At 66.1% G+C, this 19,017-nt stretch carries 17 protein-coding genes; 7 read left to right on the top strand and 10 right to left on the bottom strand.

The genetic code is table 11. The features are described from left to right. Positions 1–16: 16 nt before the first annotated feature. The 8 genes from ACP15I_RS01445 to ACP15I_RS01410 form a co-directional block, all read right to left on the bottom strand. Complete coding sequence (locus ACP15I_RS01445; protein ID WP_424973605.1) at positions 17–940, bottom strand: ribokinase; 924 nt, start codon at positions 938–940, stop codon at positions 17–19. Positions 941–1,077: 137 nt separating this feature from the next. After that, positions 1,078–2,361 carry an ABC transporter substrate-binding protein gene (locus tag ACP15I_RS01440; protein ID WP_424973604.1) on the bottom strand — a complete coding sequence of 428 codons (1,284 nt, stop codon included), beginning with the start codon at positions 2,359–2,361 and terminating at the stop codon, positions 1,078–1,080. 17 nt (positions 2,362–2,378) lie between these two features. After that, positions 2,379–3,332, bottom strand: coding sequence for a branched-chain amino acid ABC transporter permease (locus ACP15I_RS01435; RefSeq protein ID WP_424973603.1), 954 nt, complete (start codon positions 3,330–3,332; stop codon positions 2,379–2,381). Then, positions 3,329–4,246: a branched-chain amino acid ABC transporter permease gene (locus ACP15I_RS01430; RefSeq protein WP_424973602.1), complete on the bottom strand. Its 918-nt coding sequence runs from the start codon at positions 4,244–4,246 to the stop codon at positions 3,329–3,331. Before ACP15I_RS01430 ends, ACP15I_RS01435 begins: the two co-directional genes overlap by 4 nt. Then, positions 4,243–4,971: an ABC transporter ATP-binding protein gene (locus tag ACP15I_RS01425; protein WP_424973601.1), complete on the bottom strand. Its 729-nt coding sequence runs from the start codon at positions 4,969–4,971 to the stop codon at positions 4,243–4,245. The genes ACP15I_RS01430 and ACP15I_RS01425 overlap by 4 nt, the downstream gene beginning before the upstream one ends. After that, a complete protein-coding gene (locus ACP15I_RS01420) occupies positions 4,964–5,737 on the bottom strand; it encodes an ABC transporter ATP-binding protein (protein WP_424973600.1) in 774 nt (257 codons plus the stop codon). The genes ACP15I_RS01425 and ACP15I_RS01420 overlap by 8 nt, the downstream gene beginning before the upstream one ends. Further along, positions 5,734–6,816, bottom strand: coding sequence for an aldo/keto reductase (locus tag ACP15I_RS01415; RefSeq protein WP_424973599.1), 1,083 nt, complete (start codon positions 6,814–6,816; stop codon positions 5,734–5,736). Before ACP15I_RS01415 ends, ACP15I_RS01420 begins: the two co-directional genes overlap by 4 nt. Continuing rightward, on the bottom strand, positions 6,813–7,193 hold the full coding sequence (locus ACP15I_RS01410) for a TIGR04076 family protein (RefSeq protein WP_424973598.1): 381 nt from the start codon (positions 7,191–7,193) through the stop codon (positions 6,813–6,815). The genes ACP15I_RS01415 and ACP15I_RS01410 overlap by 4 nt, the downstream gene beginning before the upstream one ends. Positions 7,194–7,306: 113 nt before the next feature. Between ACP15I_RS01410 and ACP15I_RS01405 the strand changes: the two genes are divergently transcribed. The 3 genes from ACP15I_RS01405 to ACP15I_RS01395 all read left to right on the top strand — a co-directional run bounded on the left by ACP15I_RS01405 (position 7,307) and on the right by ACP15I_RS01395 (position 11,797). Then, entirely contained in the window at positions 7,307–7,957 is a 651-nt protein-coding gene (locus ACP15I_RS01405) for a GntR family transcriptional regulator (RefSeq protein ID WP_424964754.1), read from the top strand. Continuing rightward, positions 7,954–9,402: an aldo/keto reductase gene (locus tag ACP15I_RS01400; RefSeq protein WP_424973597.1), complete on the top strand. Its 1,449-nt coding sequence runs from the start codon at positions 7,954–7,956 to the stop codon at positions 9,400–9,402. Before ACP15I_RS01405 ends, ACP15I_RS01400 begins: the two co-directional genes overlap by 4 nt. A 220-nt stretch (positions 9,403–9,622) precedes the next feature. After that, positions 9,623–11,797 (top strand): NADP-dependent isocitrate dehydrogenase, encoded by a 2,175-nt coding sequence (locus ACP15I_RS01395; protein WP_424973596.1) that lies wholly within the window; start codon positions 9,623–9,625, stop codon positions 11,795–11,797. 70 nt (positions 11,798–11,867) lie between these two features. On the opposite strand, the gene ACP15I_RS01390 is transcribed toward ACP15I_RS01395, so the two are convergent. Next, on the bottom strand, positions 11,868–12,548 hold the full coding sequence (locus ACP15I_RS01390; protein ID WP_424973595.1) for a Crp/Fnr family transcriptional regulator: 681 nt from the start codon (positions 12,546–12,548) through the stop codon (positions 11,868–11,870). Between the two features lie 81 nt (positions 12,549–12,629). Beyond that, positions 12,630–13,415, bottom strand: coding sequence for a response regulator transcription factor (locus ACP15I_RS01385; RefSeq protein ID WP_424973594.1), 786 nt, complete (start codon positions 13,413–13,415; stop codon positions 12,630–12,632). 81 nt (positions 13,416–13,496) lie between these two features. Here ACP15I_RS01385 and ACP15I_RS01380 point away from each other — a divergent pair, with 81 nt between their 5' ends. The 4 genes from ACP15I_RS01380 (at position 13,497) to ACP15I_RS01365 (ending at position 19,006) form a co-directional block, all read left to right on the top strand. Further along, a complete protein-coding gene (locus ACP15I_RS01380; RefSeq protein WP_424973593.1) occupies positions 13,497–15,719 on the top strand; it encodes a hybrid sensor histidine kinase/response regulator in 2,223 nt (740 codons plus the stop codon). A 465-nt stretch (positions 15,720–16,184) separates the two neighbouring features. After that, positions 16,185–17,261 carry a cytochrome-c peroxidase gene (locus ACP15I_RS01375; RefSeq protein WP_424973592.1) on the top strand — a complete coding sequence of 359 codons (1,077 nt, stop codon included), beginning with the start codon at positions 16,185–16,187 and terminating at the stop codon, positions 17,259–17,261. 11 nt (positions 17,262–17,272) lie between these two features. Next, on the top strand, positions 17,273–18,403 hold the full coding sequence (locus tag ACP15I_RS01370) for a cytochrome-c peroxidase (protein ID WP_424973591.1): 1,131 nt from the start codon (positions 17,273–17,275) through the stop codon (positions 18,401–18,403). A 15-nt stretch (positions 18,404–18,418) separates the two neighbouring features. Further along, on the top strand, positions 18,419–19,006 hold the full coding sequence (locus tag ACP15I_RS01365; RefSeq protein WP_424973590.1) for an arsenate reductase (azurin) small subunit: 588 nt from the start codon (positions 18,419–18,421) through the stop codon (positions 19,004–19,006). The last annotated feature ends 11 nt before the right edge of the window (positions 19,007–19,017 follow it).

Here is a 19,017-nt window from a genome sequence, read left to right as displayed (position 1 = left end):
TCCGTACAAGTTACGCTCAGGCCTCGGCAAGGAAGGCCTCAATCTCGGCGCGCGTCGGCATGGAGGGGCCAGCGCCGGGCCGGGTGACCGAGATCCCCGCAGTGGCGCAGCCGAATGCCAACGCGTCGGCCATGCTCTGCCCCTCGGCCAGCGCGGTGGCGAGCCCACCGTTAAAGGCATCCCCCGCCCCGGTGGTCTCGACCACGGGGCCCGGTGCCTTTGCGGGTTGGTACAGGCACTGCGTCGCATCTTTGTAGAGCACCCCTTGGGATCCCAGCGTGATGATGGCGGCCCCGGCCCCACGGGCGCGCAGGGCATCGGCGGCGGCCTCGGCCTCGGCCAGATTGGTCACCGGAAGCCCCGTCAGGGCCTCGGCCTCGCTCTCGTTGGGCGTGATGAGGTCACACAGGCCCAGCATGGCATCGGACAGCTCCGCGGCAGGTGCCGGGTTGAGGATCGTCATGACCCCGGCCTCCCGCGCGATCTCAAGCCCGCGATGGGCCGCGACGAGCGGTTGCTCGAGCTGGGTCATGAAGACCCCGGCCCCGACGATCAGCGCGGCCTCGGCCTCCAGATCGCTGCCATCCATATGACCCGCCGCGCCCGGGGCCACGATGATCGCGTTGTCGCCCGTCGCCTCCTCGATGAAGATATGGGCCGCACCCGTATAGCTCTCGGGCATGGGGTGAACATGCGGGGTCACCCCCGCCTCCTGCCAGATCCCGTCGGCCATCTCTGCAAAGGCATCCGCCCCGAGCCGCGTGATCATATGCGCGTCGCCCCCGGCCCGGGCGCAGGCAATCGCCTGGTTCGATCCCTTGCCGCCGGGATTGAGGGCAAAGCTGTTGCCGAGAATGGTCTCGCCCATCTTCGGCATCCGGCCCGCGCGAAAGGCGCAATCGGCAACGAAGATGCCCAGAATGACAATCGGTTTTCCCATGATGCGCGGCCCTCCCCGGCTTGGGGATACTCTAGCGCGGCGCGGCGCGGGCGCAATGATCCTCGGGTCCGATGGCGCCCGAATGCAGACAGGGCCGCCCCTCGGGACGGCCCTGCCCTGGACGCTGTTGAACCGGCTTAGTTCAGATCGGCCATGAAGGCATTCACATCATCGAGCGAGACATATTCCTCTTCCGTGATGCCCTCTTCCGAGAAGCTCCAGATCACGGCCGGGGCCGACACGTCGCCATTGGCGTCGAACTGCACATTCCCCGTGGCGCCCTGGTAAAAGACATCCCCGCCCCCGGCGAGCACTTCGACGGCGGCGGTGAAGCCCGCCCCATCGGCGGTGATCGGCGTGCCTTCGGGGTTGGTGACGCGCCCGATCTGGGCTGCAATCTCTGCGCCGGACGCGCCTTCGCCCGCCGCCTGCATGGCCAGAAGCGCGATCATCGCCGCGTCATAGCTGTTGGCGAGGCCCGGCCCCGTGGGGGCGCTGCCGAACTTCTCGGTATAGCTTGCCACAAAGGCATCCGCCGAGGCCGCACGGGGCGAGGCCGTGTCCGTGCCGAGCGTGTTGCCGAGGAACTGCAGGCCGACATTCTCGACAAACTCCTCGGATTTCAGGGAATTCGCAACAATCATGTTCTGGGTCCCACCGAGCGAGATCCATTCCCGCACCGCCGCGATCCCTTCCTTGGGATAGAGCGCGAGATAAATCGCCTCGGGCTTGCCGCGCAGGGCTTCGGTCACCTCCGCCCGGTAGGACGGCTGGCCGTCATTCAGCGCGACAGAGCCGGTCACCTCGATCCCGAGCGCGGCCAGATCTTCGGCCACGAGCTTGCCGATATCCTGCCCCCAATCGTCATTCTTGTAGAGCACGGCCACGGATTTGTAGCCCTGATCAGCGGCCAACTTGGCCCCCATGGCGGCTTGTACGCCCGAGGTGGCGAAGGTCCGGAACCAGAGGCCTTCCGTCTTGCCCTCTTCGGCGAGCCCGGTGAACACGGTCGAGGACGAACAGCACGACATCTGCATCACACCCGACGGCACCGTGACCGAAGTTAGGATCGGCATGGACACCCCGGACGAGACCGCGCCCAGAAGCACGTCGATCCCGTCGAGATCCACCAGCGCCTTGGCTGCATCCACGCCGACCTTGGGGTCGACCTGGCTGTCGCGCAGGACCATCTCGATCTGGCAACCATTCACGCCACCGGCTTCGTTGATCTGATCCACAGCGAATTGCGCCGTGGCGGCGATCGGCTTGCCCCAGTCCACCGAGGTCGGCAGCACCGCACCGATCTTGGTGGTGCAGGATTGCGCCGCCGCCGCGCCGCCGAGGCTGGCGGCGATGAAGGTCACGCCCAGCATCAGGCTGGCCCGTGTCAATCTAGGTGAAAACGTCTTGGATCCGGTCATGAAAGTCTCCCTGGTTTTTATCTGTCGGGTTGTCCCGATTGTGACACGACAAGCCGCTCCGGGAACAGGCCCTGAGGCCGCCAGAGCAACATGCCGACGATGACAAGGCCGATCAGCACGAACTGGATCGACCCGGTGTAAAGCTGCACCTCAACGGGCGCGAACCGCGACAGGGCCCAGCCGCTCGCGGTCCAGGCACCCCAGATCAGGAACGCCCCCGCGATGGCCCCGCGGTTGTTGCCCGCCCCGCCGACGATGAGCATCGCCCAGATCTGGAATGTCAGGATCGGCAAGACATCCTGCGGGCTGATGAAGGCATAGAAGGTGGCATAGAGCCCCCCGGCCAGCCCCATGATGACCGACCCCGCGATGAACGCGACGAGGCGCACGCGGTCCGGCGTCTTGCCCAGCGCGCGGGCCGCGGTTTCATCCTCGCGGATCGCCCGCAGAAGCCGCCCGAACGGGCCACGGATCAACCGCTCCAGCCCGAGATAGGTCAGGATCAGCGCCGTTAGCACGAAGGCCAGAAAGGCGATGTTATAGCTGAGCCCTGCTCCGAGCAGGTCGCTCAGCGGCCGCTCGAACCCGCGCACACCCGACGCGCCCCCGGCCAGCCCTTGCGCATTGCGCACGAGGTTCTCAAACGCCACGGCGACGCCGAACGTGGCAATCGCCAGATAATCATGGCGCAGGCGGAGGGTCAGCAACCCGACGCCCCAGGCCAAGAGCCCTGCGATCAGGATGCCGCCGCCCAAGGCCAGCCCATAAGGCAGGTCATAGCCCCCCAGATGGGCGGTCTGCGGCGCGCCTCCGAGGATCAGCGTCGCGTAGCCGCCCGCGCCGAAAAACGCGACCACCCCGCCATTAAAGAGCCCCGTATTGCCCCATTGCAGGTTCAGACCCAGCACCGCGATGGCGAGGATGCCCGCCAGCGTGCTGAAAAAGACGAGGTAGGATAGCAGGCCGATCATGTCTCCCGCGCCTCCCCAAAGAGCCCATGGGGCCGCAGGACCAGCACCAGCACAAGAATGAGAAAAGGCACCGAGGGGCTGTAACCCGAGGGCAGGATCACCAATGCGAGGTTCGCAGCAATCCCGACAAGGAACCCGCCCAGCACCGCGCCATAGATCGATCCGATCCCGCCGACGATGGTCGCCGCAAAAATCGGCAGCACCAGATCGCGCCCGATCACCGGGGTGATCTGGTTCGTGAGCCCGTAAAAGATCCCCGCCACGGCGGCGAGGCTGCCCCCGATGATCCAGATCAGCGCCACCATGCGCTGCAGATTGATGCCCGAGACCTGCGCGAGGCTCGGGTTCTCGGCCACCGCGCGCAGGGAAAACCCGAAGGTCGTCCGCGACAGCACCAGATGCAGCACGAACATCAAAACCAGCGCCGCGACCAGCGCAAAGACCTGATCGGGCTTGACCAGCACCAGCGGGTCATAGCTCAGCACTTGGGCGAAGACGATCTCGTCCGAGTAAAGCCGTGTGTTCAGCCCGAAGCCAAGGCCCAGAAGGTTGCGGATCACCATCGCCACCCCAAAGGACGCAAAGACCATCGATAGCTCGCCGCCCTTCTCGCGCACCCGGCGAAAGACCAGCCGGTCTATGGCGATGGCTGACAGGCCGGTGAGGACCATGCTCAGCACCGTGGCGAGGCTCAGCGTCCAGGTCAGGCTCAGCATCGGCAGCGCCGCATCCAGCTGCGGCAGCAGGGCGGCAAAGAGCCCGTCAAAGACCACCGCCGCATAGGCCCCGATAGACAGAAGCTCCGCGTGGGCGAAATTGGCAAAGCGCAGCATATGCATGGTCATGGTCAGACCGATCGCGCCCAGAGACAGGATCGCGCCCACAAGAATACCGTCGAGCAGATGCTGGATCATGACGCCGCCACCCGCTTGCCTCCGAGATAAATCTGCCCGACCACCGGATCGGTCAGCAGATCCGCCGCCGCCCCGTCAAGCTGGTTTCGGCCATCGGCAAGGATGTAGCAGTGATCCGACAGGCGCAGGGCCTGTTTCACGTTCTGCTCCACCAGCAGGATCGTGACCCCGCGCTCGGTCAGGCTGCGCGCGTGCTCCAGTACTTCCTGCGCGGCCTTTGGGGCCAGCCCGGCGGAGGGTTCGTCCATCAGCACCAGTCGCGGCTCGGTGGCCAAGGCCATGGCCACGGCGAGGAACTGACGCTGCCCGCCCGAAAGGGCGCCGGCCTTGTCGCTCAGCTTGTCGGCCAGAACCGGGAATTGACGCAGCAGGGCCGCGCGCCGGTCGCCGGTCTCGCGCCCCGCGTGGCGCAGGACGAGGTCGAGGTTCTCGCGCACGGTCAGAGTTCGAAAGATGTTGTCCGATTGCGGGACATAGGCCACGCCATGGCGCGCCAGCAGGTCCGGGCGCAGATTGGTGATCGTCTCCGCCTCGGTGGTGATCACCCCGTACGAGACCGGAACGAGCCCCGCCACCGCCTTGATCAGCGTGGATTTGCCCGCCCCGTTGGGACCGATGATCACGGTCACCTTGCCCGCCGCCGCGCGCAGGTCGACCCCGTGCAGGATCGGCAGATGCGGGCGATACCCCGCCACCAGCCCGGTAATCCGCAGAGCGTCAGCCATCGGCCTGCGCCCCGAGATAGGCGTCGAGCAGCACCGGATCGGCCAGCGCATCCTCGGGCGTGCCCTCGAAGATCACCCGCCCCTGTCCCAGCGCGATGATCGGTGTGCAGTGGCGCATGACGAAATCCATGTCATGTTCGATGATGACAAAGGTCTTGCCCGCCCGGTTCAGGGTCTCGATCTTGTCGATGAGCACCTCGGTCAGCACCGGGTTCACCCCCGCGGCGGGCTCATCCAGCAGGATCACCGCCGGATCCCCCATCAGCACCCGCGCCAGTTCCAGCAGCTTCATCTGCCCGCCTGAGATCTGCCCGGCGGCCTGATCGGCAAGCTTGGCGAGGGTCACGAAGTCCAGCACCTCCATGGCGCGGGCGCGGATCTCTTCCTCCTGCCGCCGCATGGCCTTGGCGCTCAGAAACGCGCCCCAGAGCCGCTCGCCCACCTGTGCCATGGGCGCGAGCATGACATTCTCAAGCACGGTCATCCGCGCAAAGGGGCGCGGGATCTGGAAACTGCGCGCAAGCCCGGCCCGGAACAGCGCGTCGGGCGTATGGCCCGTCACCTCCGCGCCCTCCAGCAGGACCTGCCCCGCGCTCGGGCGCAACGCCCCGGTGAGCACGTTGAACAGGGTCGACTTGCCCGCGCCGTTCGGCCCGATCAGCCCGGTCATGCTGCCTGGCGTGATCTCGAGCGACACATCATTCAGCGCCTGAAACGGGCCAAAGAAATGCGACAGCCCGCGCGTGGCGAGGATCGGCGCGCTCACGTGCCTGCCCCCAGCACCGCGTCATCGGGCTTGGTGTTGAGGTTGTATTTCATGATCCGGCCATGGCGTCCGGAGCGGTCCCGCTCCAACCCGTAGACCGGCCCTTTGGGTCCCTTGGCCAGGGACAGGATCGCGTCCAGCGCGGCACGGTCTTCGGCATCCAGCGTCCAGCCGAAGACTTCGAGCGTGCGCGGCAGATGCCGTGCATAGCGCGCCCCGACGATGGCCGCGCCGACCTGCGGCTGGTCGAGCACATAGCGCGTGGCGACCGCGCTCAACCCGACCCCATGGTTGGCCCCGATCTCGCGCAGCACGCGCAGAAGATCCTGAAACCGCGCCCAAGGGCCGAACTCGTCGATGATCAGGCGGTACTTGATGAGCGAGCGGTTCTGAAACTCGAACCCGGGATCCGGCGCGCCCAACCAGTCCTCGGTGAGAAACCCGCCCGCCAGACTGCCATAGCACAAAAGCTGGATGTCCTGCGCGGCGGCCCACTCGGTCAACCCGTTGCGCGGGCGCGGGTCGAGCACCGAATACTGCACTTGCGTCGAGATCAGGTCGAACCCGGCCTCCACGAATTGCGCGGTCTCGGCGATATCCCAGTTGGTGACGCCCAGATGGCCGATCTTCCCGTCGGCCTGCGCGGCCTTGAGCACCGCAAGCGCCTCGGTCGGCACGCCTTGCGTCATGTCCCACCAGAAGAACTGCACCAGATCGAGACGCTCCACCTGCAGCCGCCGGAGCGAGCGGTCGATGATCGCCATCACCTCCTCGGGGCGCAGCTCGGCCAACCTTCCGAGATCGGGCACGAGCTTGGTATGGACCTTGACCTGCCCCGCGACCGAGGCGCCACGGCGCTGGCGCAGATCGGCGATGAACTGGCCAATCATCTCTTCGACGCCCACATAGATATCGGCGCAATCGAAGGTGGTGATCCCCGCATCGAGAAAGGCTTCCATGTCGCGGATCGCCGTGGCGCGGTCCACCGCCCCATGATCCCCGGCAAGCTGCCAGCCGCCCTTGATCACGCGCGAGATCTCGTGATCCGGGCGCAAGGCGATCGTTTCAACCGCGCTCATGGCCTGTCCTTTGTCCAATAGGGGGAGCCGCGCGCCTCGGGCAGGCCCGTGGTCTCGGCATGGGCGAACCAACGCTTGGCCTCGCGCGTAATGCGGAACCGCCCGCCGCAATGGGGATCCGGGCAGGCCACTTCGGCATCCGTGGACATCCAGTCCCCGGGTGCGGTCTCGCGCTGCTTGGCGGGCAAGAGCGGCAGGAGCGCGGCGAGCGCATACATCGAGACCCGCTGCCCGGCCTCGAAGACAAGTGCTTCGCCTTCGACGCGGAAACTCTCCCCCGCCACATGGCGGCAGACCGGCGGTCGGTCCGGGTCGAGCACGGTCTCCACGCGCAGGTCGTAGAGCCAGACGCCGTCTTCGGTCTTGTGATCCTGCATCCACCCCTGCCGGTCGCGAACTGTGATATGTTATCGTAGATAGGTTATTCTTGACGTGTCAATCGCCCTATGCTCCACCTGAAGCCCCGTCCCGTGCCCGAGAGGTCCGCCCCATGTGCGCGCTCAACATCGCCCGGATCGACCCGACCAGCCTGCGCGACACCGTCTATCAGGAGCTGCGCGGCGCATTCACGCGCGGCGAGTTCGGGCCCGGGGATCAGGTCAGCCTGCGAACACTGGCGGATATGCTCGGGACCTCGATGACCCCCGTGCGCGAGGCCGTGCGGCGGCTCGTGGCGGAGGGCGCGCTGGTGGATATGCCGAACCGCTCGCTCATGGTGCCGCCGCTAGATACGGCGCGGATCCGCGAGCTGAAGAGCGCGCGCGAAACGCTCGAGGCCCTTGCGCTGGATCTCAGCATGGACCGGATGGACCCGGCCCTGATCGACCGGCTCGAGGCGATTCTGGCCACGCCACAAGGCCCCGAACCTGACCTGCAGCAGAATTACGACTTCCACCTGACGCTCTATCGCCAGTCCCAGAGCACGGTGATCCTTCCGCTGATCGAAGCGCTCTGGCTGCAATACGGGGCCTGCCTGCATCTGGTGATGCAGCATGAGGACGCCCGCCAGATCGCCCAGCACACCCACCATGTGGAGATCATCGCCGCCCTGCGCGCGGGCGCACGGGACGCCGCGCAAACGGCCTTGCGCCAGGATATCGCCCGCAGTTTCCGGGTGCTTCTACCAGAGGACAAGACATGACCCGCCCCGACGAAACCGATCTCGGCCAGTTGCGCATCAGCCGCGCCCTTACCGGCCTGTGGCAGGTGGCCGATATGGAAAAGGACGGCACGACCCTCGACCCCGAGACCGCCGCCGATCATCTGGCCGCCTATCACGCGGCGGGGTTCACCAGTTTCGACATGGCGGACCATTATGGCAGCGCCGAGATCATTGCCGGGCGCCTTCTGGCCCGCGCCCCGGAACCGCCGACCATGGTGGCCACGAAATGGTGCCCGCCCCCGGGCCCGATGACCGCCGAGATCGTGCGCGCGGGTGTGCTCGAACGGATGGAGCGGCTGGGCGTGGCGCAGGTGGACCTCCTGCAGTTTCACTGGTGGAGCTTCGAGCATCCCGCATGGCTCGACGCGCTGCATCAGCTGGCTGCTCTGCGCCGCGAAGGGCTGATCGCCGAGATCGGGGTAACCAATTTCGACGCGGCCCATCTGCGCGTGGCCGTGGCCGATGGCGTGCCGCTGATCAGCAATCAGGTCTCCTTTTCGCTGCTGGATCGCCGGGCGGCAGGACCGCTGGCCGCGACCTGCGCCGATCTCGGTGTGCGGTTGCTGGCCTATGGCACGCTCTGCGGCGGGTTTCTGTCCGAACGCTGGCTGGACCAGCCCGAACCTGCGGAAATCACCGACTGGAGCAAGATGAAGTATCACCGCTTCATCGATGCGGCCGGGGGTTGGGACGGGTTCCAGGGGATCCTGCGCGCGGCCAAGACCGTGGCGGACCGGCATGGGGTCTCGATCCCGAATGTCGCCACGCGCTGGGTGCTGGAACAGCCTCATGTGGCCGGTGTGATCATCGGCGCGCGGCTCGGTGAGAGGGCGCATATTGCGGACAATGCGCAGCTCTTCGGGTTTTCACTGAGCGCGGAGGATCACGCGGTGCTGGACGCCGCCTTCGAGGGCACGCAGATGGTCCCCGGGGATTGCGGCGATGAATACCGGGTGCCGCCCTTCCTGACCGCGTCCGGGGATCTGAGCCATCACCTTGCGGAGATGCCCCGGGCCGTGCGCGCCTCGGACGGGCTGCGCGGCCCCCATGTGGTGACGGGCACGAAATGGGAAGACATCGCCGGCTATGCCCGGGCGCGACGGGACGGCGAGATCGTCTCGATCTCGGGCACCACGGCCACTGCCGGCAGCGACCGGGTGGTCGCGCCCGAGGATGCCGGGGCGCAGACGACCTTCATCCTCGACCGCATCGCGGCGAGCCTTGCCGCTCTGGGCGGATCCATCGAAGATGTGATCCGCACGCGCATCTATATCACCGACCCGGCGGATGTGGACGCGATCTCCGAAGCCCATGGCCAGGTCTTTGGCGCAATCAAGCCCGCCAACACGCTGGTGGTGGTGGCGGGGCTCATCGGCGGTTACCGGGTCGAGATCGACGCGGATGCGCGGATCGCCCAGAGCTGAGGCAGATCGGGCCCGCGCGCCTGCGCCCATCGCCCTGCAAAGCGCATTTCCGCCCCCCGCGCGCGTTTGTCCGGTTGATCTCGCATCAGGGCTGATTTAGGCGGTCTGTGACGATCGTATACCGTCGTGTACGGAACGATTGCTGACTGCTCACATGCGCGTGCCCGGGGCGCAGGCCTCGGCGCGGACCTGATCCACTTTCGCCGGAAGGTAACTGACTATGGCCGATCAAACGAACCCGGATATCGTGTACACCACCGTTGACGAGGCACCCGAGCTGGCGAGCGCGTCGCTCCTGCCGATCATCCAGGCCTTCGCCGCACCTGCGGGCGTGTCCGTGGGCACCCGGGACATCAGCCTTGCTGGCCGGATCCTTGCCGCCGTTGCCGGCGCACAGGACCAACTGGCAGAGCTCGGTGGTCTGGTGAAGACGCCCGAAGCGAATGTCATCAAGCTGCCGAATATCTCGGCCTCTCAGCCCCAGCTCGATGCGGCCATCGCCGAGCTGCAGGCGCAGGGCCATGACGTGCCCTCCTACCCGGCCAGCCCGTCCACCCCGGAAGAAGAGAAGATCAAGGCAGCCTATGACGCGGTCAAGGGCTCGGCCGTGAACCCCGTGCTGCGCGAGGGCAACTCGGACCGCCGCGCCGCGCAGGCGGTCAAGAACTTCGCTCAGGCCAACCCGCATCGGATGGGCGCATGGTCTTCGGACAGCAAGACCACCGTCATGACCATGGGGCAGAATGACTTCCGCTCCAACGAGACCTCGACCACCGTCACTGCCGCGCAGGCTGGCGATGCGCGGATCGAATTCGAAGGCCCCGATGGCGTAACCGTGCTGAAAGAGGGCATCGCCCTGCCCGAAGGCACCGTTGTGGACGCGACCTTCATGTCCGCCGCCGCCCTGCGCAGCTTCCTCGCCGAAACCATCGCCGCGACCCAGAAAGAGGACGGCGTCCTGTGGTCGCTGCACCTCAAGGCGACGATGATGAAGGTCTCGGACCCGATCCTCTTCGGCCATGCGGTCGAGATCTTCTTCGAAGAGCTCTTCGCCAAGCACCCGGATCTGGCCGCCGCCGCGCGCGGTGGGATGGGTACCGTGCTCGACGGAGCTTCGGACGCGGTTCTGGCCGACTACCAGGCGGTTCTGGCCAAGCAGCCCCCGATGTACATGGTGAACTCCGACAAGGGCATCACCAACCTGCACGTCCCTTCGGATGTGATCATCGACGCCTCCATGCCCGCCGTGATCCGCGCGGGCGGCAAGGGCTGGGGCCCGGATGGCGGCGAGGCCGATACGGTCTGCGTGATCCCGGATTCGAGCTACGCGCCGGTCTATGACGAGGCGATCAATTTCTTCAAGAAGAACGGCAAGCTCGACGTCACCACCGCCGGAACCGTGCAAAACCTCGGCCTGATGGCGCAGAAGGCCGAAGAATACGGCTCCCACCCGACCACCTTCGAGGCGGCGGCTGACGGCACCATGCGGATGATCGCGGCCAATGGCGATGTCCTACACGCCCACACAGTCCAGAAGGGCGATATCTGGCGCTCCTGCACCACGAAGAAAGCACCGATCGAGGATTGGGTGAATGTCGCGATCCAGCGTCAGGCCCTGACCGGCTACCGGGCGATCTTCTGGCTCGACGCGACCCGTGGCCATGATGCCGAGCTGATCAAGTATGTCACCCCGATCCTCGAAGCCGCCGGCGTGGCCGACAAGTTCGAGATCATGTCCCCGGCAGAGGCCACCGTTGCCAGCCTCGAGACGATCACCAAGGGCGAGAACACCATCGCGATCACCGGCAACGTGCTGCGCGACTATCTCACCGACCTTTTCCCGATCCTCGAACTGGGCACCTCGGCCAAGATGCTGTCCATCGTCAAGCTGATGCAGGGCGGCGGGTTGTTCGAGACCGGTGCGGGCGGCTCGGCCCCCAAGCATGTCCAGCAGTTGATGGAAGAGAACCACCTGCGCTGGGACAGCCTTGGCGAGTTCTGTGCCCTGGGTGAAAGCTTCGCCTTCCTGGCCCAGACCCATGACAATGCCAAGGCCGCCGTGCTCGCCGCAGGGATCGAGGCCGCAACGCAGAAAGTGCTGGAATTCGACCGCTCCCCGGGCCGTAAGGTCGGTCAGCCGGACAACCGCGCCAGCCATTACTGGTTCGCCCGCTACTGGGCCGAGGCGCTGGCCGCGCAAACCGACGATGCCGAGCTAGCCGCCCATTTCGCGCCCGTGGCCGAGCAACTGGCCGCTCAGGAAGAGACCATCCTTGCCGAGCTGTCGGCCGGGGCGGGCAGCCCGGCGGATCTGGGTGGTTACTACCATGGCGACCCGGCCAAGGTGGCCGCCGTCATGCGCCCGAGCGCGGCGCTGAACGCCATCATCGGCTAAGGCCGCAGAAGACCGACATCGCGAAAGCCGCCCGCATCCCGGGCGGCTTTTTCATGCCCGCCAGTCGCTCCTACCGCGCGCCGGAGGCGCGGCTCATCCGCTCCAGCGCTTCGGCGCCCACAAGCTCCACCGCGCCGCGCCGTTGCACGACCCAGCCCCGGCGCTGAAACTCCGCCAGGGTACGCGAGATGACCTCGCGCGCCGTGCCAAGCTCGGTGCTGAGCACCTGATGGGTTGCGCGCACGACCCCGTCGCCATCGGCCAGCTCCAGCAGCCGCGCGGCAAGCCGGACATCCATGCGCTGGAACACGATGCTGTCGATCAGCGAGAAGAGATCCGTGATGCGCCGGGAATAGGCCTTGAAGACAAACTGACGAAAGACCTCCGAGCGCGCGGTCAGATCGTCAAAGGTACCGCGCGGGATCGCCACCGCCCGGACCGGGGTTTCGGCAACACCGAAGGCCGCGTATTCCTCGAAGGCCAGCATGCAAGCCGTTGTCAGAACGCAGCTCTCCCCGGCATGCACCCGGTAGAGAAACACCTCCCGCCCGGTATCGGAGACTTGCTGCACGCGCACCGAGCCCTCCAGCAGCAGCAGCAGGTGATCCGGGGACTGGCCCGGGGCAAAGACCTCGGTCCCTTCGGGCACGGACAGGATCCGGCTGCCCGCCACCAGCGCACGGCGCAGATCCGCGGGCAAGGCGGCCAGCCCGGCGAAACGCGCGATCCAGCTCTCGGTCTCTTGGCTCAATTGACTGTTCCTCTGCCGGCGCTCTGCTCCGCGACAAGTCTAGCAAACCCCGCGCGCGGCACCAGCGCAAGCGCGCCGGGATCAGGTCCGCAGCGCGTCGCCCATCTCGACCCGCGGGGCCGGCTTGGCGGGCGCGGGCAGAACGGCGGCCGCGAGCCGGTACCCCGCCCCGTGGACGGTGACGATCAGGTCCGCATCGGGCGAGGCCAGCGCCAGCTTGCGCCGCAGCCGCACGATATGGGCATCAATGGCCCGATCGGTGATCGTGGTGGCATTGCCATAGACCTGATCGAGGATCTCGCTGCGCGTGACCACATCCCCCTGCCCGGCCATGATGACCTTGAGCAGCGTGGCCTCGGTATTTGTCAGCTCGAGGTTCCGGCCATCCGCGACCCGGCTCGCCCGCAGTGCCACCAGATCGAACTCCACCGGCCCAAACCGATAGCGCTGCCCCTCGGCGAGGGTGATCCCGTCGCGCCCGAGGCCCGGCCCGTGTCCCTGCCGCTGCATCCGGCGCAGGACCGAGCGCACCCGCGCCAGAAGCTCACGCGGCTCATAGGGTTTGGTCACATAGTCATCGGCCCCGACCTCCAGCCCGATGATCCGGTCATAAAGCTCATCGCGCGCCGAGAGCATGATGATCGGCACATCCCAGTGCTGCTGCAGTCGCCGGGCCACGTCGAGCCCATCCTCGTCGGGCAGGATCAAGTCAAGCACCACCAGATCGGCGGCTTGCTGATCCAGCAACTCGAACAACTCCGCCGAGGTCGACACCCCGGTGGCGCGATATCCGTGTTTCGAGAAGAACCGCTTGAGGAAGGACGTCACCTGCTGGTCGTCATCCACGATCACAATATGCTCTTTCATCGGCGCCCTGACCCTCCGTGGTGACGCGGCCTGCCACTCCACCCTTGCGCGGTGGCGTCTGGCAGGGCCATGGTTCGCGTCATGCGTGTCCCTGACCCCAGCCTCCGCCAGACACGACCCTTATGGATCGCCGCGGCGGCGCTCGCCTTGATCTCGGTCACGGTCGGGCTCGGGGTGACGCTGGGTCTCCAGACCCGGACGCAGTTCCGCGAAATCTCGGCCAGTTGGGACAGCTACACCGTGAGTGCCGAGCGCAAGGGTGCGCTGATCAGCGAGATCCGCGGCTATCTCGGCTATGGCGGCATCATCCACAACTTCAAGAACTTCGTGCTGCGGCAGGAGGATGTGTATCTGCAGGCCACCACGGCGCAGATCGCCCAGTTCCGCGAGACGGTCGCGGAGTACGGCACCCTCGCGCTGGTCCCGTCCGAGCGTGACGCGCTGGACGCCATCGCCGCCACGATCAGCGCCTATGAGCAGACCCTGCCGCAAGCCCAGACCGCCGCTCGGTTCGGCTGGCCCCCGGCGCGCACGGATGCATTGGTTCGGGTCGACGATTCCGAGGCATTGGCCGCCCTCGCCCGGCTCGAAGGGGTCTGGCGAGAGGCACAGGCCGCCAGCACCCAGCGCATCCTCGCCTCGGTCACCGAGGGCAACCGGCTGATCTGGATCGGGTTCTGGTCCATCGCTGCGCTGGTTCTGGCCGCTCTGGTGATCGGCTGGCTGCTCTATCTGATGTTTCGCGATCTGAACGCGGCGAACGCCCGGCTCGCCCGGGAACTGGCGGAGCGCACCCTGCTGGAGCAGGCGCAGGCGCGTTTGACCACGATCGTAGAGCAGAGCCCGACGACGATCCTGATGACCGACACGCAAGGCCGGATCGAGTATGCCAACGCCAAGTTCGAAGCCCTGACCGGCTGGTCCCGGGACGAGATCCACGGCAAGACCCCGGCCTTTCTGCAATCGGGCGATACCGAGGATCACGCCTATGCCGAGATCCGCGAGACGCTGGGCCGAGGCGAGACCTGGCGCGGGGTGTTCCGCAATCTGCGCAAGGACGGGTCGAGCTACTGGGCCGAGACGACGCTTCTGCCGCTGCTGGATGCACAGGGCGCGGTGCAGAACTTCGCCGGGCTGGGCGAGGACATCACCGAGGCCCGGCGCGCGCGCGATCACGTGGTCCGCGCCCAAAAGCTGGAGGCAGTGGGCCAGCTCGCCGGGGGCGTGGCCCATGATTTCAACAACATCCTGACCACCATTGTCGGGGCGAGCCATCTGGCCGCGCTTGACGCCCCCGAAGGCAGCGATCTGGCGCAGGAGATCGACCAGATCGAGATCGCCGCCCGTCGGGCGCAAAGCCTCGTGCGCGAATTGCTGACCTTTGCCCGGCGGGAACCCGGCAAGCGCCAGCCCGTGCTGCTGGACGAGATCGTCTCCGAGGTGCTGATGCTGCTGCGCGCCTCGATCCCGCCTCTGGTGGAGCTGCGCTACACGGCCAACGCCGCGCCGCTGACGGTGCTGGGGGATCCGACCCACCTGCATCAGATCATCATGAACCTGTGCCGCAATGCCGCCGAGGCGATGACCGGCGCGGCAGGCATCGTCGAGGTCACCGTCACCGATGACGCCCCGCCCGAGGATATGGCACGGGACCGGGTGGCATGGGTCCGGTTGCAGGTCCGCGACAACGGACCGGGCATGCAGCCCCAGACGCTCAAACACCTGTTCGATCCGTTCTTCACCACCAAACCCCTGGGCAAGGGGTCTGGCCTGGGCCTCGCCGTGGTGTTCGGCCTGGTCGAAGAGATGGAGGGGGTCATTACCGTGGATTCCGCGCCCGGCGCAGGCGCGCGGTTCGACATCTACCTGCCCCGCGCCAACGAGGTGGCGGTCGCGCAGGCGGATGCGGAACGGACCCTGCCGCGCGGCTCGGAAAGGGTGCTTCTGGTGGATGACGAGGCCGAGGTGGCGGGCACCCTGCGGCGGCTTCTGCTCCGGCTGGGATACCGGGTCGATGCCTTCACCGCGCCGCGTCAGGCGCTCTCGGCCTTCACCGCCGCCCCGGATGCCTATGATCTGGTGATTTCCGACATGGTGATGCCCGATATGAGCGGGTTGGAACTTGCAGCCGCGATTCGAGCCAGCCGCCCCGGATTGCCCGTCATCTTTTGCAGCGGATACCCCCCGCGGCTGATCGATCTGCCCGGCGAGGTGCCGAACATCCTCGGCAAACCCGTAGATCCGGTGCTGTTTGCGCGACAAGTGCGCACAGCTATCGATAATGGAAAGATCCCGACCCCCTGATTTTCTTGACCTGAATTAGGTCGCCGCAAGATCTCGTCACACTTCGTCACAACTCGGCGCAGGCGCGAAACAACGCCACGAGCGCCGCGAGCTACACTCAACTCAAGGTTTTGTCTCCCTGAATTTCGACCTTCTGCCAGCCCGGCAGAAGCGCTGCGATTTGCGGCGTGAGACCTCCTGTTTTGAGGACAGCCATGACCGGGACGCGCCCAAGGACACTTTGCCAGCATTGCGCATTCACGCAAGGCCCCTGGTTTGCGCCACGCCGTGCCGCAACCGCGTCTCCGCGATCCATGGCGGATCATGCCCCGATACAGACGACGGAACCGTCCGTCGTCTGACCCCTTGCCAAGCGCGAGCCCGACCCCGGTCGGGATCCGCACCCCAGCAGATTGAACAAAAGCGCGGGACCCGCCGGTCAGGGACAGGACCGGCCCCGCCTTTGCCAGGACAAGGAGCACATAGATGATACTCAGGATCCTACTGGCAGGAGCTGTGCTTGCCGGTGGCGCCGCCACCGCGCAGGAGGCGGCCACGCCCGAACCCCCGCTCGAGGTCAATGCGGCCCGGGCGGAGCTGGGCAAGAGGCTGTTTTACGACACGCGCCTGTCGGGCGACACCTCGCTGGCCTGCGCCTCGTGCCACCAACCGGACAAGGCCTTCACCGACGGGCTGCCGCTCTCGGCGGCCTATACCGGGGGCGCGCATTTCCGCAACACGCCGACGCTCGCCAATGTGGGCTTCCGCGATGCGTGGATGCATGACGGGCGGCTGGGGACGAACCTCAACGATGTCGCCCGCGAGATGATCACCGAAACCTACCTGATGAACATGGACATGCGCATCATGCAGGAGCGGCTGAAGCAGGATCCGGTCTATGTGGAGATGTTCGCAGCCGCCGGCATGTCCGAGCCTTCCAATGGCGGGGCGCGCAATGCGCTGATGGATTTCATGAAGACCATCCAGTCGCGCAATGCCCCCATCGATACCGGCGAGATGTCCGCCGCCGCCTTGCGCGGGCAGGACATTTTCGAGGGCAAGGCCAACTGCGCCGCCTGCCATGCGGGCGTGCGCTACACCGATGATCAGCCGTACAATATCGGCGTGCCAAACAATCCCGACATCTGGAGCGATCCGGAACGGCACTCGGTCTATGTCACCTATGCCAAGTTCTTCGGCGTGCCGAATTACATGAACCTGCGCGAGGATATCGGCGCCTATATCCGCACCCATGAGGATGAGACGCGGCGCTCTTTCCTGACCCCGTCCCTGCGCGAGCTGACCTGGACGGCGCCCTACATGCATAACGGCGTGTTCGAGACCCTCGAAGAGGTTGTCGATTTCTACGACGCCGGGGGCGGCAATGACGCCTTGAAGGACCCGCGGCTCGAACCGCTCGGCCTCGTGCCTTCCGAGAAATCCGATCTGGTCGCTTTCCTGCAGGCCCTCTCGGGCGAGAGCTTCGAGACCGACGCCTATGTCTGGCCCGATGACGACTTCGATTACGCGCTGATCGAAGACTGGCGCAACGTGAACAACTGAGGGAGGCCCAGATGTCTATCAGAACCACTTTCACCGCCCTCACCGCCCTGGCCGTCGCCAGTGGTGCCTGGGCTCAGGACGCCCCGCGCCCCGAAGGACTCGCCGCGCTCGGGCCGCCGCCGATCCCGGCGGACAACCCCCAAACCCCGGAAAAGGTCGCGCTTGGCGAGATGCTGTTCTTCGACCCGATCCTGTCGGGCAACTACGGGATGCCCTGCTCGGCCTGCCACCTGCCCGAGGCAGGCTGGGCGGTGCAGGACCGGATCAGCTTCGGCTATCCGGGCACGACCCATTGGCGCAACAGCCAGACGGTCATCAACTCGGCGTATTACGGTAAGCTCTTTTGGGCGGGTGCCTCGGGCTCGCTGGAGCATCAGGCCCGCTCGGCCGCCCGTGGCGGGGTCGCGGGCAATGGCGAGGATGACGGGATGGAGGCGCGGCTTGCCTTCGTGCCGGAATATGTCACGGCCTTCAATGAGGTCTTCGGCGATGACTGGCCGTCCGTGCGCCATGCCTATATGGCCATCGCCGCCTATCAGCGGACCCTTGTGCAGACCGATACGCCCTTCGACAATTACATGAACGGCGATGACGAAGCCCTTGATGAGGCTCAGAAACGCGGACTTGACCTCTTTGCGGGCAAGGCGAATTGCATCGCCTGCCATTCCGGACCGCTCTTGTCGAACGAGGGTTACTACAATACCGGCGTGCCGCCCTATGACGGCTGGGAAGAGGACGAGCTGGCCCAGATCACCTTCCGGTTCGAGCTTTATGCCAAGGGCTCCACGGAGGAGATGTACCGGTCGACCAAGGACGATCCGGGTCTCTATTTCCGCACCAAGCAGAAGGCCGACAAGGGCAAGTTCCGTGTGCCGTCCCTGCGCTACACGGCCTACACCTTCCCCTACATGCATAATGGCATGATCGAGACCCTCGAGGACGTGGTCGAGTTCTACGATCAGGGCGGCGGCGAGAACGAGTTCTCTGCCAACAAGTCCGAGCTGATCCAGCCCCTTGGCCTGACGGCGGAGGAAAAAGCCGATCTGGTGGCCTTCCTGGGCAGCCTTTCGGGCGACGAGATCCTGCCCGAGCCCCCCGAACTTCCCTCCATGCAGCCGCTCCCCGCGGTCGCGCAGAACTGACGAGGAGACACGATTATGAGCAACGTAGATCCGAAGATCCTCGCAGCCATCAATGGCGAAGAGGGCGAGGCCAGCAAGGCTGGCACCCGCAAGTGCCTGCAAACGCGGCGGCAATTCCTGCTCACGGGCGGGATCGCCACCACGGTGGTGATGGTCGGCATCCCCGGCCTGCCTCAGGCGCAGACCCCCGCGGCGGTCTCGACCTATCCGCGCAAGTTCATCGCCAAGCTGAGCGAGCTCAGCGTCGATGAGCCCTTCGATTTCGAATACCCCGATGAGGGGCAATACGCGGAATCGATCCTTGTCAAACTCGGCAAGGAGGCCGGTGGTGGCCTCGGCCCCGAAAAGGACGTGGTGGCCTTCAACTATACCTGCACCCACCAGGGCGGTCCGCTTCAGGGCACTTACCAGGCGGCGGACAAGGCGCTTGGGCCCTGCCCGTTGCACCTGACCACCTTCGATCTGACCCGGCACGGGATCTTCATCTCGGGGCAAGCGTATCAGTCGCTGCCGCAAGTGCTTCTCGAGCTCGACGGCGACGACATCTACGCCGTGGGCATGTTCGGCCTGATCTATGGCCGCTTCGACAATCTGCAGGGCTGAGGAGAAACCGA

Source organism: Dinoroseobacter sp. S124A (genome assembly GCF_049801015.1).
Lineage (GTDB): Bacteria > Pseudomonadota > Alphaproteobacteria > Rhodobacterales > Rhodobacteraceae > Dinoroseobacter.
This window is presented reverse-complemented; position numbering and strand designations above follow the sequence as displayed.